Source organism: Halorubrum sp. Ea8 (assembly GCF_002252925.1).
In the GTDB taxonomy this organism is placed as follows: Archaea; Halobacteriota; Halobacteria; order Halobacteriales; family Haloferacaceae; genus Halorubrum.
In genome coordinates, this window is sequence record NZ_NHPF01000100.1 from 45283 (window position 1) to 59773 (window position 14491).

The window sequence follows — 14491 nt, forward strand, 5'->3', positions numbered from 1 at the left end:
CGTTCGAGGCCGACTCCGACCCTAGTTCCCCGGGCGCTCGCTCTCGGCCTCCAGCTCGACGTCGCGGTCGGCCTCGCAGGTCTCCTCCTCCTGCCGGGTGAGGTCGACGTCGTCCGAGTCTCACGTCTCGTCGGTCTCTCGCTCGCGCCCGGCTCCGGGTTCGCGCTCCTCGCCGAACTGCTCGGCGGAGTCATCGCGATTGGACTACGCGGGTGCTTGACGCCGCCAGTTGGGCACTGTAGCGACCACCCGTAACCGGAGATTACCGCTCAGTCCCCGTCTCGGCACCGCCCATTCGTGGATCGGAGGAACGACTCCGCCCTTCTAGTGTGAAAGTGAACTTGTTATACTGCAATTTTGTTGGTAATACTTATACCGGTGGAGTCTGTGTGGTCCGATACGGTTCACACGGCTACACTCACGTCACGCTGTAAGACCGTCTCCCGAGCGACACGACTGCGGTCGGACTCACCAGACTGATGCTAGACAGTGGCAGAGCCAATCCAACGCAATCGGTCACGTTTGAGATGACCAACGATGAGTGAAAGCGAAAACGCAAACACGAACGCGAGTACAGGCGCAGACATAGAGACGGACATCTTCTCGGAGAGAAAACAGCTGAAGCCCTACGAGTACAGCGAGTTTCTCGACTACGTCGAGGCGATCCGGAACAGCTACTGGGTACACACGGAGTTTAATTTCGACGGAGATGTCCAAGACTTCAGGGTCAACACGACTCCTGCTGAGCAGACCGTTATCAAGCGGACGATGTTGGCTATCGCGCAGATCGAGGTGCAAGTGAAGACGTTTTGGTCGGATATCTACGAGGAGATGCCCAAAGCCGAGGTCGGGAACGTGGGTATGACCTTTGCGGAAAGCGAGGTGCGGCACATGGACGCCTACAGTCACCTACTCGACGTCTTAGGAATCACGGACGATTTCGAGCAGGTAACTGAGGAGCCGGCGATCAAAGAGCGGATCGAGTATCTCGATGAGTATCTGGAGAAGAGCGAGAGCGACGACGAACGGGAGTACGTGATGAGCATCCTGCTGTTCAGTACGTTCGTCGAACACGTCTCGCTATTCAGCCAGTTCCTCATAATGACGAGCTTCGACAAGCACGAAAAGAAGTTCACGGGGATAGCGAACGCCGTCGAAGCAACCAGCAAAGAGGAGCAGATTCACGGTCTGTTCGGGATTGAGCTGGTGGAGACGATCAGCGAGGAGAACCCGGACCTCTTCGATGACGACTTCGAGGAGGACGTCCAAGAGGCCTGTCGGCAGGCCTACGAGGCAGAGCTGGAGATTCTGAATTGGATATTCGCTGACGGCGAGCTGGAGTTCCTTCCTCGAGCGCACGTCGACGCGTTTCTGCGAGACCGGTTCAATCAGAGCCTAGAAACCGTCGGCGTGGAACCGATATTCGAGACGGACGACGACCTGCTTGAGGAGACGCGCTGGTTCGACGAGGACATTATGATGACCAAGGATAACGACTTCTTCAGCAAGCGGTCGACCACGTACAACAAACACACGCAGAGCGTTACCGCCGAGGACATGTTCTAACAATGGCACAAACAGAACTCGAAAGCGTTGAGCAACAGCATACGGAACCGTTCTACTGGCTGAACGAGGACAGTAGGGAGTTTCTCAGAGAGGGGTACCTGATCGAGGGCGTCGAAGCGGAAGAGAGAGTCAGACAGATAGCGGAGCGCGCCGAAGAGATCCTCGGTGAGGAGGGCTTCGCGGACAAGTTTTACGAGTACATGAGTCGGGGCTTCTATAGTCTCGCGAGCCCGGTGTGGTCCAACTTCGGACTGGACAGAGGCCTTCCTATCAGTTGCTTCGGCAGCTACATGGAGGATAGCATCGAGAGCATTCTCTACACCCAAGCCGAGGTGGGTGAGATGACCAAGCAGGGCGGCGGCACGAGCGGGTACTTCGGTGAGCTGCGGCCGCGAGGCAGTCCGATAACGAACAACGGCAAGAGCAACGGGAGTTACAGCTTCACAGAGCTGTTCGATACGATCATCAACGTCATCAGCCAGGGCGAAACCCGGCGGGGGCAGTTCGCCGGCTACATCGACGTCGAACACGACGACCTGGAAGAATGGCTTAACATCAAAACCGAAGGGGACCCAGTACAGGACATCTACTACGGAGTCATCATCGGTGACGACTGGTTTCAGGCGATGATTGACGGCGATGAAGAGAAGCGAGAGACTTGGGCGGACATTATCGAGACCCGGATCAATATCGGCGTTCCGTATATAATCTTCCGGGGGAACATGAACGAGGGGAAGCCACAGGTCTACAAGGACAAGGATTACCAGATAAACGCGTCCAACCTGTGTACCGAGATAGCGCTGCCGGCCACGGCGGACGAGAGCTTCGTCTGCTGTCTCTCAAGTATGAACGCTCTCCACTACGACGAATGGAAGGATACCGATGCAGTGGAGACTCTGACGCGATTCCTGGACGCGGTGATGGAGGAATTCATCCAGCGCACGGAGGGAGTACAGTTCATGGAGCGGGCCGTGCGGTTCGCGAAGAGACACAGAGCGATAGGGATCGGCGTCCTCGGGTGGCACAGCTACCTCCAGAGCAACATGATCCCCTTCGACAGCATGGAGGCGATGGAGAAGAACGGGGAGATCTTCCGGATCATCAAAGAGCGGAGCTACGAGGCGAGTGAAGCGCTTGCGGATGAGTTCGGGGAGCCGGAGGTTCTCGAGGGCTACGGCAGGCGGAACACGACGACGATGAGCGTGGCTCCGACGAAATCGAGCAGCGTCATTCTGGGTCAGGTCAGTCCGAGCATCGAGCCGCTGAAATCGAACTACTTCGTGCGAGACGGTGCGAAGCTAAAGTCGACGCAAAAAAACAGATTCCTTCAGGCGATACTGGTGGAGCGGGGCAAAGACACCCGCGAAGTCTGGGACAGCATCGCCAATAAGGACGGGAGCGTTCGACATCTCGAGTGTCTGACGGACGAAGAGAAAGAGGTGTTCAAGACCTTCGCCGAGATACCGCAGATGGCGATCATCAATCAGGCGGCACAGAGACAGAAACACATAGACCAAGCACAGAGCGTGAACATCTCGATCGATCCGAGTGAAGTGAGCGTCAAGGAGATCAATCAGCTCTACATAGAAGCTTGGAAAAAAGGGGTCAAGAGCCTCTACTATCAGCACAGCGTGAATGCCGCACAGAAATTCAGTCGAGATATTCTCGAGTGTAGAGCCTGTGAAAGCTGATCGCTACTCGTGGCGGCTCGCCTACCGTCTCAGTCACTCCCAGACTCCGACTCCAGATCGATGTCCCGGTCCGCCTCGAGGTGGGCGTCTTCGGCTCTGGGAACGTCAGCGACCCGTGCGGCGGCGCGATCGTGGTTCCGGCGAGCTTCTCTGTCGACGACGTGCGGCAGCCGCGAGTCGGGCTTACGTCCCCGGGCGCTCGCTCTCGGCCTCCAGCTCGACATCCCGGTCGGCCTCGCGGGTCTCTCCCTCCTGACGGGCGAGGTCGACGTCGCGGGCCGTGTCCGCGTCGCGGGTCTCGTCGGTCCGTAGATCGCTGTCGGCGACGGTGTCGAGTTGTTCGAGGGCGCTCTCGATGTCCTCCAAGCCGAGCATCTTCTCCGTCTCCTCGTCGAACTCCTTGCTCTCTAACCCCTCCATCTGCTGGACGTCGGAGCCGGAGAGCGCCTTGCCGTAGCGGCCGACGAGGCTGGTGAGCTCCTGCGGGAGGACGAACGTCGTCGATTCGCCCTTGCCGATCTCCTCGAGCGTCTCCATCCCGCGCTCGATGATGGCGCGCTCGCCCATCGACTCCGCGGACCGCGCCCGGAGGACCGTCGAGATCGCGTCCCCCTGCGCCTCGAGGATCTGGCTCTGCTTTTCACCCTGCGCCCGGATGATGTTCGACTGCTTGTCACCCTCGGCCTGCTCGACCGCCGAGCGGCGTTCCCCCTGCGCCTCGAGGATCATCGCGCGGCGGCGGCGCTCGGCACCGGTCTGTTGTTCCATCGCCCGCTGGACCTCCTGCGAGGGGCTCACTTCGCGGACCTCGACGGCCTCGACGCGGATCCCCCACTCGTCGGTCGGCTCGTCTAACTCCTCGTTGATGCGGTCGTTGATCTGGTCGCGACGGGAGAGCGTGTCGTCGAGCTCCATGTCGCCGAGGACGGCCCGGAGCGTGGTCTGCGCGAGGTTCGAGACCGCCTTCTTGTAGTCGTCCACCTCGAGGAACGCCTTCTTCGCGTCCATCACCTTGATGTAGACGACCGCGTCCGCCGTCACCGGCGAGTTGTCCCGCGTGATCGCCTCCTGCTGCGGGACGTCGAGCGTCTGCGTCCGCATGTCGAACGCGTACGTCCGGGAGACGAACGGCGGAATGAGGTGGACGCCCGGCTGGAGGAGCTTCCGGTACTCGCCGAACACCGTGAGCGCCTCCTTTTCGTAGGCGTCGACGATCTCGACCGCGCTGACGACCGTGACCGCCGCCAGCAACACCGCGAGCGCTCCGACGCCGAAGACGAGGCTCTGGCTGAGGAGGGCGAAACCGACGAGGAGGGCGGCGCCGAGCGCCGTGTACTGCCAGACGGCGTCCGGGATACCGCCGACCGCGTCCTCTAGCTCGAGGGTCTCGCCGCGCGGACCTTGGGTTCCCATAACTTGAGTTACGGTTCGACGCTGTTAACGGTTCGCACGAGTCGGGCGCGGCAGCGGTGCCACGCCACGATGCCGTCTCCGAGAAACCGGTAACGCCGGCAACTGCGGGCGCAGTTAAATACGTGGCGGGCCCACGTCGATCCATGCCATCCGACGAGGACCAGCCCGACCGCGAGTTCCGCACCCGAAGCGTCCACGCCGGCTCCGACCCGGACCCGGCGACCGGCGCCCGGGCCACGCCCATCTACCAGACGACGTCCTACGAGTTCGAGGACGCCGACCACGCCGCCCGGCTGTTCGCGCTGGAGGAGGCCGGCAACGTCTACTCCCGGATCATGAACCCGACGAACGGCGCCCTCGAAGAGCGGCTCGCCTCCCTGGAGAACGGCGTCGGCGCGATCGCCACCGCTTCCGGGATGGCGTCGCTCGACCTGGCGACGTTCATGCTCGCGTCCGCGGGCGACAACATCGTCTCCTCGTCGGCGCTGTACGGCGGCACCTACACCTACCTCACCCACTCCGTCGAGCGGCGCGGGGTCTCGACGCGGTTCGTCGACCCGCTCGACTACGAGGGATACGCCGACGCCATCGACGAGGACACCGCCTACGTCCACATCGAAACCATCGGGAACCCCGCCCTCGTCACGCCGGACATCCAGCGGATCGCCGACATCGCCCACGAGCACGGCGCCCCGCTGTTCGTCGACAACACGTTCGCGACGCCGTCCCTCTGCCGCCCGCTCGACCACGGCGCTGACCTCGTCTGGGAGTCGACGACGAAGTGGCTCACCGGCAACGGCACCACCGTCGGCGGCGTCCTCGTCGACGGCGGCTCCTTCCCGTGGGGCGAGTACCCCGAGAAGTTCCCGGAGATCGCGCAGGACAACCCCGCGTACCACGGGATCAACTACGTCGACGCGTTCGGCGAGGCGGCGTTCACCTTCGCGGCGGTCACCCGCGGGCTGCGCGACTTGGGGAACCAGCAGTCGCCGTTCGACGCGTGGAACACGCTCCAGCAGACGGAGTCGCTTCCCCTCCGAATGGACCGCCACTGCGAGAACGCCGGCATCGTCGCGGAGTACCTCGACGAGCACGGGGACGTGGCGTGGGTGAACTACCCCGGACTGGAGAGCCACGAGACCCACGCGGAGGCGAGCGAGTACTTGGAGGGCGGCTACGGCGGCATGATCACCTTCGGGCTGGAGGGCGGCTACGAGGCCGCGAAGGGCACCGTCGAGAACGCCGACCTCGCGTCGCTGCTGGCGAACGTGGGCGACGCGAAGACGCTCGTCATCCACCCGGCGTCGACGACTCACCAGCAGTTGACCGAAGCAGAACAGGAGGACGCCGGCGTCACCGGTGACATGGTGCGGCTCTCCGTCGGCATCGAGGACCCCGCCGACATCGTCGCCGACCTCGAAGCGGCGATCGAGCGCGCGACGGCGTAACCGGCCGCGAGACGGCCGCCTTCGTTTATAAGTCGTCGGCGTCGAACTTCCAGAGCCCGACCAGCGGCGGCGCGACCGTCCAGAACACGAGCATCGACGCCGCCGATATCTGTCGGTTGACGGTCTCGCCCGCGAACAGCTGCCCGCCGAGGAACGCGTTCGACAGGATCTCGACGCCGGTCGTCGGGTTCGACACCCGGAGGAACGCCCGGACCTGCTCCGTCGACACCGGGAGCGGGTCGACGATCCCGCCGGCAGCGCCGAGGAACTGGCCGGTGACGGCACCCCACAGCAGCACGAACAGGACGTAGATCGAGACGCCGCCGATCAGGGCGCGCCGCTGGGTCGACGCGGCGGCCGAGCAGCCGACCGCGATCGCGACGAAGACGACCCCGAGCACCGCGGCGAAGACGGTGAACCCGAAGTACGAGCCGACGTTGAACGCCGCGATCCCCCCGGTCTGCGCGAGCACGGCCAGCACGGCGGCGGGGAGCAGGAACCCGACGAACACCGCGACCGACAGCGCGGCGCCGCGGCCGACGACCTTCCCGAAGACGACGTCGGCCCGCGAGTGCGGCAGCGAGAGGAGCAGCTTCAGGGAGCCGGACTCGCGCTCGCCGCTCACGGCGTTGTAGCCGATCACGACCGCGACGAGGGGGACGAGCGTCGTCACGAGGAACGGTCTGACGAAGAAGCGGAGGAGGAGCTCCGTCGCGAACTGCTCGCCCTGTCCCGTCGGCCTGATCACGAACGCGAAGACGGCGACGAGTAGCGAGAACAGCGCCACGAGAGCGATCATCCCCCGCGAGCGCACCGCGTCCTGGAAGTCCTTCTCCGCGATGGCGGCGAGGGTCATTCGGCCACCTCCTCGTCCGGAGCGACCGAGCCGGGCCGTCCGCCGTCGGATCCCGCCGCGTCGCCCTCAGCCGCGTCGCCCTCCGCCGCGTCGCCTTCCGCCGCGTCGCCTTCCGTGTACGCCAGGAACAGGTCTTCCAGCGACGCCTCCCGGGTGTGGAAGTCGGCGACGTCGACGCCGGCGTCCTCCAGCGCGGCGATGACGCGTGTCTTCGCGCCGTCGGCGCAGCTCACGACGAGCGCGTCGCCGTCGCGGTCGACGCGGCTGACGCCGTCGACCGCGTGGACCGCCTCGACTGCCGCGTCGCTCGCACCGCCCGTCCCGCTCGCGTCGCCGACCGATATCTCCAGCGTCTCCTCGCCGCCGACGGCCTCGCGGAGGCCCTCGACGGAGTCCTCGGCGACGAGCTCGCCGTCGCGGAGGATCCCGACGCGGTCGCAGACGGCGTCGACCTGTTCGAGGATGTGCGAGGAGAAGAAGACGGTCGCGCCGCGGTCGGCCTCGCGCTGGACGATCTCTCGCATCTCCTTCGCGCCCGCGGGGTCGAGCCCGGAGGAGGGCTCGTCGAGGACGAGCAGGTCGGGCTCGCCGACGAGCGCCATCGCGAGCGCGAGCCGCTGGCGCATCCCCTTCGAGTAGCCGCCGGCCTTCCGGTCGGCGTCGTCGAGCAGCCCCACGCGCTCTAACAGGGCGTCTGGGTCGTCGTCGGCCTCCTTCGATCGGACCGCGAACTCGACGTGCTTCCGCCCGGAGAGCCGGTCGTACACGGCGAACCCGTCCGGGAGCACCCCGGTCCGCCGCCGGATCGCGACCCCGTCGCCGGTGGCGTCGCGTCCGAGGACGCGCACCGTCCCCGCGGTCGGGCGGACGAGGTCGAGCAGCATGTCGATCGTCGTCGACTTGCCGGCGCCGTTCGGGCCGAGAAACCCGTACACCTCGCCCTCCTGTACGGTGAGGTCGAGGTCACGGACGGCCGTGACGTCGCCGAACTCCTTCCGCACGCCACGCAGCTCGATGGCGGTCATACATTCCCGTTCCCGCGTCTCGCGATAAAGGGTTGCGGGTCTCGTCGGCGAGGCAGCGGCGCGTAGCGGCGTCGCGAAGCCGAGCGGTGCAGCACGCGCCGGACGCCCGCGACGCTCGGACTCGGAAACCGAAAGTGATTGCTCAGTTGAAGTAAAAAATACACCTACATAATATGACTATTACTCGTACCTCACCGTCGACGCTTCGACGACGGATCGAACGCATTTAGAATTTGAGACCTTTAGGCCGACTCGGCGGGTAGAGTCCACAAATTTTAATTAATACTCTTCGGGAGGTCGATCGGGATGCTTCCCGTACCACTCCAGTCGACTGTTCAGTTCGCTCACAGTCCATTATTAACATTTATAATTAGTTTGATACTTGTCGTCGCGCTGCTCGTGTGGCTGGACCTCCCGGCGTTCATCGGGCTGATCATCTCGGCGTTCCTAGTCGGCGTGGTAAACACGATCTTCGTCGCGGACTTCACCGCCGCGGACGCCGGGAGTGAGGTCGCGACGGCGTTCGGGAACGGAATGGCTGGGATCGGGATACCGATCCTCATGGCGGCGGTCATCGGGAAGGGAATGCTGGAGAGCGGCGCGGCACAGCGGGTCGTTCGCGGGTTCCAGGGCGTACTCGGCGAGAGTAATTCCGATATCGCGCTGCTCGGGAGCAGTTCGGTGCTCGCGGTTCCGGTCTTCTTCGACAGCGTGTTCTACCTGATGGCGCCGCTCGCACGGTCGATGCGCGCCCGAGTCGGCCGCGACTACACCCTGTTCATCGTCGTCGTCGGCGCGGGGGCCGCGACGACGCACGTGTTCGTCCCGCCCACGCCCGGCCCGCTCGCGGTCGCCGACCAGATCGGAAGCAACCTGTTCACGACGATCGTCATCGGACTGGTGACCGCCATTCCGGCGGCGATCGTCTCCGGGCTCGTGTACGGACGCTGGATCAACAGCCGACTCGACATCCCGCTGCGTGACACGATGGCGACCTCGACGGAGGAGTTACAGGCGGTCGCGGACCGGCCGACCAGCGAGCTTCCGGGAATGCTCGAATCGCTGGCGCCGATCCTACTGGCGGTCCTGCTGATAGCGTCGTCGACGTTCGTTAACACGTTCCAGGAGGCGATTCCGGCCCTGGCCTCGGTACAGCCGATCACGGACTTCATCGGAAACAAGAACGTCGCGCTGACGGTCGCCGCGCTCGCGGCCGCGTACACGTTCTACCGCTACGACACCATGAGCCGGAGCGAGTGGAGCGACGAGCTCACCGAGGCCCTGAAAAGCGGCGGGAACATCGCCGCGATCACGGCGGCCGGCGGCGCGTTCGGCGCGCTGCTCGCGGCCTCCGGCATCGGTGACTACCTGGCCGGCGCGCTCCAAGAGGTGGGGGTCGGTCTGCTCGTCACGGCGTGGCTCATCGCCGCGATCGTGCGCATCGCACAGGGGTCGGCCACGGCCGCGATGCTCACCGCCGCCGGGATCATGGCGCCGCTTACCGGGCAGCTGACCGTCCACCCGGCCTACCTCGTGATGGTCATCGGCGCCGGCGGGAACATCTTCTCGTGGTTCAACGACTCCGGGTTCTGGCTCGTCAGCGAGATCGGGGGGCTCACCAAGACGGAGACGCTGAAGACTTGGACCGCGCTGACGACGATCATCTCGGTGACGGGGCTCGTCACCGTGCTGATCGTCTCCGCGGTCCTCCCCCTGGCCTGACGCGGCCGACTCGGCGTCCGTTTTCCCGCCGACGCCGACCGGGTGACCCTCGGCGCTACCCGTCGTCCTCGGGCGGCCACGCGACCCCGCGCTCGGCGAGGAGGTCGGCGAAGGCGTCCTCGTCGAGCACGGGGACGCCCTCCGCGTCGGCGTCACTTCGCTTCGACCGCCCGGGGCTCTCGCCGGCGACGAGGTAGTCTGTGTTGCCCGACACGCTCGACGTGGCGTTCGCCCCGTGCGCCTCCACGTGCGCCTGCGCCTCGCTCCGCGTCGTCGACAGCGACCCGGTGAAGACGAACGTGAGCCCGTCGAGCGCGTCGCCGGCCTCGACCTCGACCGACTCGGGCTCGACGCCGCGCTCGCGGAGCCCCTCGATGGCCGCCCGATTCTCGTCGCTGTCGAGGAACGTCCGGATCGACTCGGCCACCTCTGGACCGACGTCGTCGACCTCGCGAAGCGCCGCCTCGTCGGCGTCGAGGACCGCGTCGAGGTCGCCGAACGCCGCCGCGAGCGCGCGGGCGGTCGTCGCGCCCACGTCCGGGATCCCGAGCCCGGCGAGGAAGTCGCCGAGCGGCGGCTCCTTCGTCGCCTCCAGCTCCGCGACGAGGTTCTCGGCGCTCGTCTCCCCCCACCCCTCCAGCGCGGCGAGCTCCTCGACGGTCAGGTCGTAGAGGTCCGGCAGCGACTCCACGAGCCCGGCCTCGCGGAGCTGCTCGACGCGCTCGGGACCCAGCCCCTCGACGTCGAGCGCGTCCCGCCGCGCCCAGTGTTCGACCGCCCGCTCCAGCTGCGCCGGGCAGCCGAGCCCGCCGGTGCAGAAGGCGAGCGGGCCGTCGCGCTCGACGGGGGCCTCGCAGACCGGACACGCCTCGGGGAACTCGTACGCGCCCTCGGAGCGCTTCTCGACGACCTCGGGGACGTACGGGATCACGTCGCCGGCGCGGTAGATCCGCACGCGGTCGCCGACGTTCACGCCGAGCGTCTCGATCTCGGCGGGGTTGTGGAGGGTCGCCCGCGAGACGGTGACGCCGCCGACGTCGACGGGGGCGAGCTCGGCGACGGGGGTGAGCCGGCCCGTCCGCCCGACCTGCACGGTGATACCCTCCACCGTCGTCGTCGCGGTTCGGGGCGGGAACTTGTACGCGAACGCCCAGCGCGGCGCCCGCGAGGTCGACCCGAGCGCCTCGCGGTGCGCCCGGTCGTCGGCCGCGATCACGACGCCGTCGATCTCGTAGTCGAGGTCGTCGCGCTCGGCCATGAGGCGCTCGCGGTAGTCGAGCGCGCCCTCGATGTCGCCGACGCGCTCGACCCGGTCGGCGCGGCGGAGCCCGAACGCGTCGAACGCGTCGAACTCCGCCCAGTGGGTGTCGGGGCGCTCCGGCGGCTCGGCGTCGTCGCCGCCCTCGGCCCCTTCCGCCGCCCCGTCGCCGGCCTCCCACGCCAACACGTCGAAGAAGAAGACGTCGAGCGGGCGCTCGGCGACGACCGCGGGGTCGAGCTGTCGGAGGGTCCCGGCCGCGGCGTTGCGGGGGTTCGCGAACGGTTCCTCGCCGCGTTCGATCCGCTCCTCGTTGTACGCGTCGAACGCGTCGCGGGGCATGTACACCTCGCCGCGGACCGCCAGCGTCCCCGGCGGGTCACCGCGGAGCCGGCCCGGAACCGAGCGGATCGTCCGCACCTGCTCGGTGACGTCGTCGCCCTCGAGGCCGTCGCCGCGAGTCGCGGCGCGGGCGTAGACGCCGTCCTCGTACACCACCTCGACGGAGAGGCCGTCGAACTTCGGCTCGCAGACGTACGCGACGTCGTCGGGGTCGACCCCCTCGGCGTCGAGCCCGCGCCGGACGCGCTCGTCGAACTCGCGGACCGCCTCCGCCTCCGTCGCGTTGTCGATGGAGCGCATCGGCGCGACGTGCTCGACGGTCTCCAGTTCGTCGATCGGCTCGCCGCCGACGCGGCGGGTAGGCGAGCCGTCGGTCGGGAGGTCGAACGCGTCCTCCAACTCCTCGAGCCGGGCGAACAGCCGGTCGTACGTCTCGTCGGAGACCAGCGGGTCCGCCTCGACGTAGTACCGGTGGTCGTGCTCCCGGACCGCCGCCCGGAGCAGGGAGGCCTGCTCGGCGGCGTCCTCGGTCGAGAGCTCCTCGACCGGCTCGAAGTCGGTCGGCGGCGACTCGACGTAGGGGTTCTCGTCCGGGTCCGCGTGCCGGGGCGACGACCCGGATTGCGCGCTCGTCATCGACCGATCCTTGCGGCGGCTCGGGTTAAAAGCGACCGTTCGCGGGCGATCGGACTCCAGTCGACCGCCCCCGGTCGCGGTCCGGTCCCCGCCCTACGCGACCCGGTCGCCGGCGGCGAACACCGCCGCCGGCTCCCGCCACGCCTCGACGTCTTCGGTCGGGTCCGCGTCGAGGAGGACGAGGTCGGCGCGGTACCCGGCCTCGACCCGGCCGACGTCGTCGAGCCCGAGCAGGTCGGCGGCGTTGACGGTGGCGGCCTCCAGCGCCGCCTCCGGGGAGAGGCCGTAGTCGACCATGTACGCCAGCTCTTGGGGAATGTCCTCGAAGAAGTTGAACGGCGTGCCCGCGTCGGTGCCCATCGCGATCGGCACGTCGGCGTCGAGCGCGTGGTCCCACGCGTCGTCGAAGCGGTCGGCGGCGTCTTCGGCCTTCGCCACGGCGTCCTCGGGGATCCCGGCCTCGATCCCGTTGTCGACGATGCCGCGGAGCGCGCTCGCGGTCGGCACCCAGTAGGTGCCCCGGTCGGCCATCATTTCGGCGGCCTCACGGTCCATGAAGGTGCCGTGTTCGACGCTCGTGATCCCGGCCTCGACGGCGTTCTTGATCCCCGCCTCGCCGTGGGCGTGGGCCGCGGTCGGCGTGTCGGTCGGCGCGGCCGCGTCGGTGAACGCCGCCAGCTCCTCGGGCGTCAGCTCGGGGGCGCCCGTCACCGCGCCCTCGGTGAGGACGCCCCCGGTCGCCATGCACTTGAGCACGTCCGCGCCCGCCTTCAGCTGCTCGCGGGCCGCCTTCCGGACCTCCGCCGGCCCGTCGGCCTCGCGCCCGAACCAGTTGCCGTGGCCGCCGGTCATGATGACGTTGCGACCGCACGCGAGCACCCGCGCGCCGTCGAGTTCGCCCTCGGCGACCGCCTCGCCCGCGTCGAGCGCGAGCGTCCCTCTGCTCCCGAGGTCGCGGACCGTCGTGACTCCGGCCTCGACCGCCGCCCGCAGGTTGCTCGCGGCGCGGTAGCTCGCGGCGTAGTCGCTCTCCGACACCGCGGTCGAGACGTCCGGGCGGCCGTCCATCATCACGTGGACGTGCGCGTCGATCAGCCCGGGCGCGACGGTCTTCCGGGCGGCGTCGATCTCCTCGTCGACGTCACCCGCGTCGTCGACGTCGTCGCCGACCGCGACGATCTCGCCGTCCGCGATTGCCACGTCTGCCTCGCGACTCCCCGCCGCGTCGACGACCCGTCCGCCTCGGAGTACGTACATACCATATGGGGGACCGTTCGACGGGTAAACGCTCGGGTCGCGGTAGTCCGGAATTTACACTTGTTATCGTGTCACACACCATCAGTAATAAACCGACGGTCAAAGTCTCCGCACCCATGCCAACTCCTGACAACCCGGACCGTGGCGGCGGACTGTACGCGCGACGGATCGGCGAGCCGACCACGAGCGACGAGGTGAACGGTTACTGGCTGTTCGGGGTCGGCGTGCTGCTCGGGGCCGCCGGCGTCGCGCTGTTCTTCGTCACCGAGTCGGCGACGACGACCCGCGGCATCGCGTACGCGCTGACCGCGCTGGCGCCGCCGTTCGTCATGCTCGGGGCGGTGATACGCTTCCCGCTACGCCGGACCGGAACGTACCTCGGCTACCTCGGGACGGCGGTGAGCGTCCTCGGCGTCGTGTGGTTCGTGAACATCTTCCCCGATAGGTGGTTCACCGCCTCCGGCGATTCGACCGTGATCACGCTGTACGGGGTCGGGCTGCTCCTCATCGGGCTCGCGGGGACGGTCGTCCCGCTGCTCTCCGATCCGGTGTACGAGGACTACGAGCGGATGCGCGACGAGACGGCCGCCGCGACGGCGGAGCGCGACGAGACGAGCGCCGAACTGGAGGCCACCCGCGAGGAGCTCTCGTCGACGGAGGCTGACCTGGCGTCGGTCCGCGACGAACTGGCGTCGACGCGAGAGGAGTTGGCCGCCGCCGAGGAGCGCGCGGAGGACCTCGACGCGGAGGTCGCGGTCGCGCGCGACGAGGCGGCGTCGCTCCGCGAGAGCAAGGCCCGCTTCGAGCTGTTCACGGACGCGGGCGGGAAGCCGCGCTGGCGGCTCCGACACCGCAACGGGAACGTGATCGCGACGTCGGGCCAGGGGTACAGCAGCCTCGGGAAGGCACAGCAGGGGCTCCACAGCGTCCGGCGGAACGCGCGCGGCGCCGGGCTCCTCCGGATCGAGACGCCGGTCGAGGAGGCGGAGGCCGTCGCGGCCGACGACGGGCCGGAACCCGAGGACGCCGACGAGCCGGCCGTGGCGGTTCCGAGCGAGGACGAGGGGATCGAGAGCGCGGCGACGTTCGAGCTGTTCGAGGACGCGGGCGGGGAGTGGCGCTGGCGGCTCCGGCACCGCAACGGGAACATCGTGGCCGACTCCGGCCAGGGGTACGCCTCCCGGTCGAACGCGGTCGAGGCCGTCACGAACCTGAAGACGAACGCCCCGGGCGCCGGCGAGGAGACGGTCGCGTAGCGGTCGCCGGCCGAGCCGTTT

The 14491-nt window shown here is 67.3% G+C and carries 9 protein-coding genes and 1 pseudogene; 5 read left to right on the forward strand and 5 right to left on the reverse strand.

The genetic code is table 11. The features are described from left to right. Positions 1-537 precede the first annotated feature (537 nt). Together DJ74_RS11180 and DJ74_RS11185 are read left to right on the forward strand one after the other, a co-directional pair. Positions 538-1566: a ribonucleotide-diphosphate reductase subunit beta gene (locus tag DJ74_RS11180; RefSeq protein ID WP_094522870.1), complete on the forward strand. Its 1029-nt coding sequence runs from the start codon at positions 538-540 to the stop codon at positions 1564-1566. A gap of 2 nt (positions 1567-1568) precedes the next feature. Then, entirely contained in the window at positions 1569-3257 is a 1689-nt protein-coding gene (locus tag DJ74_RS11185) for a ribonucleoside-diphosphate reductase subunit alpha (protein ID WP_094527301.1), read from the forward strand. Positions 3258-3440: 183 nt separating this feature from the next. On the opposite strand, the gene DJ74_RS11190 is transcribed toward DJ74_RS11185, so the two are convergent. After that, the gene (locus DJ74_RS11190) at positions 3441-4670 is read right to left on the reverse strand and encodes an SPFH domain-containing protein (RefSeq protein ID WP_094527302.1); all 1230 of its coding nucleotides are present in this window, start codon (positions 4668-4670) and stop codon (positions 3441-3443) included. A 143-nt stretch (positions 4671-4813) separates the two neighbouring features. Here DJ74_RS11190 and DJ74_RS11195 point away from each other — a divergent pair, with 143 nt between their 5' ends. Beyond that, entirely contained in the window at positions 4814-6118 is a 1305-nt protein-coding gene (locus DJ74_RS11195; RefSeq protein ID WP_094523770.1) for an O-acetylhomoserine aminocarboxypropyltransferase/cysteine synthase family protein, read from the forward strand. A gap of 25 nt (positions 6119-6143) precedes the next feature. Here the strand turns inward: DJ74_RS11195 and DJ74_RS11200 are convergent, their stop codons facing one another. Then, a complete protein-coding gene (locus tag DJ74_RS11200; RefSeq protein WP_094527303.1) occupies positions 6144-6974 on the reverse strand; it encodes an ABC transporter permease in 831 nt (276 codons plus the stop codon). After that, on the reverse strand, positions 6971-7999 hold the full coding sequence (locus DJ74_RS11205) for an ABC transporter ATP-binding protein (protein ID WP_254921635.1): 1029 nt from the start codon (positions 7997-7999) through the stop codon (positions 6971-6973). The genes DJ74_RS11200 and DJ74_RS11205 overlap by 4 nt, the downstream gene beginning before the upstream one ends. A 306-nt stretch (positions 8000-8305) precedes the next feature. Between DJ74_RS11205 and DJ74_RS11210 the strand changes: the two genes are divergently transcribed. After that, on the forward strand, positions 8306-9721 hold the full coding sequence (locus DJ74_RS11210) for a GntP family permease (protein WP_094523772.1): 1416 nt from the start codon (positions 8306-8308) through the stop codon (positions 9719-9721). A 55-nt stretch (positions 9722-9776) separates the two neighbouring features. Here DJ74_RS11210 and ligA read toward each other — a convergent pair whose 3' ends face one another. After that, positions 9777-11957 (reverse strand): NAD-dependent DNA ligase LigA, encoded by a 2181-nt coding sequence (gene ligA / locus DJ74_RS11215; RefSeq protein WP_094527304.1) that lies wholly within the window; start codon positions 11955-11957, stop codon positions 9777-9779. 93 nt (positions 11958-12050) lie between these two features. Continuing rightward, a complete protein-coding gene (locus DJ74_RS11220) occupies positions 12051-13214 on the reverse strand; it encodes an amidohydrolase family protein (protein ID WP_094527305.1) in 1164 nt (387 codons plus the stop codon). 116 nt (positions 13215-13330) lie between these two features. Between DJ74_RS11220 and DJ74_RS11225 the strand changes: the two are divergent. Beyond that, positions 13331-14449, forward strand: a pseudogene (locus DJ74_RS11225) (DUF1508 domain-containing protein); the annotation flags it as partial. Between the last annotated feature and the right edge of the window lie 42 nt (positions 14450-14491).

Coding starts and splice junctions, on each gene's coding strand:
- DJ74_RS11200 (WP_094527303.1), bottom strand. CDS start 6,974: ATGACCCTCGCCGCCATCGCGGAGAAGGACTTCCAGGACGCGGTGCGC.
- DJ74_RS11180 (WP_094522870.1), top strand. CDS start 538: ATGAGTGAAAGCGAAAACGCAAACACGAACGCGAGTACAGGCGCAGAC.
- DJ74_RS11210 (WP_094523772.1), top strand. CDS start 8,306: ATGCTTCCCGTACCACTCCAGTCGACTGTTCAGTTCGCTCACAGTCCA.
- DJ74_RS11205 (WP_254921635.1), bottom strand. CDS start 7,999: ATGACCGCCATCGAGCTGCGTGGCGTGCGGAAGGAGTTCGGCGACGTC.
- DJ74_RS11190 (WP_094527302.1), bottom strand. CDS start 4,670: ATGGGAACCCAAGGTCCGCGCGGCGAGACCCTCGAGCTAGAGGACGCG.
- ligA (WP_094527304.1), bottom strand. CDS start 11,957: ATGACGAGCGCGCAATCCGGGTCGTCGCCCCGGCACGCGGACCCGGAC.
- DJ74_RS11220 (WP_094527305.1), bottom strand. CDS start 13,214: ATGTACGTACTCCGAGGCGGACGGGTCGTCGACGCGGCGGGGAGTCGC.
- DJ74_RS11195 (WP_094523770.1), top strand. CDS start 4,814: ATGCCATCCGACGAGGACCAGCCCGACCGCGAGTTCCGCACCCGAAGC.
- DJ74_RS11185 (WP_094527301.1), top strand. CDS start 1,569: ATGGCACAAACAGAACTCGAAAGCGTTGAGCAACAGCATACGGAACCG.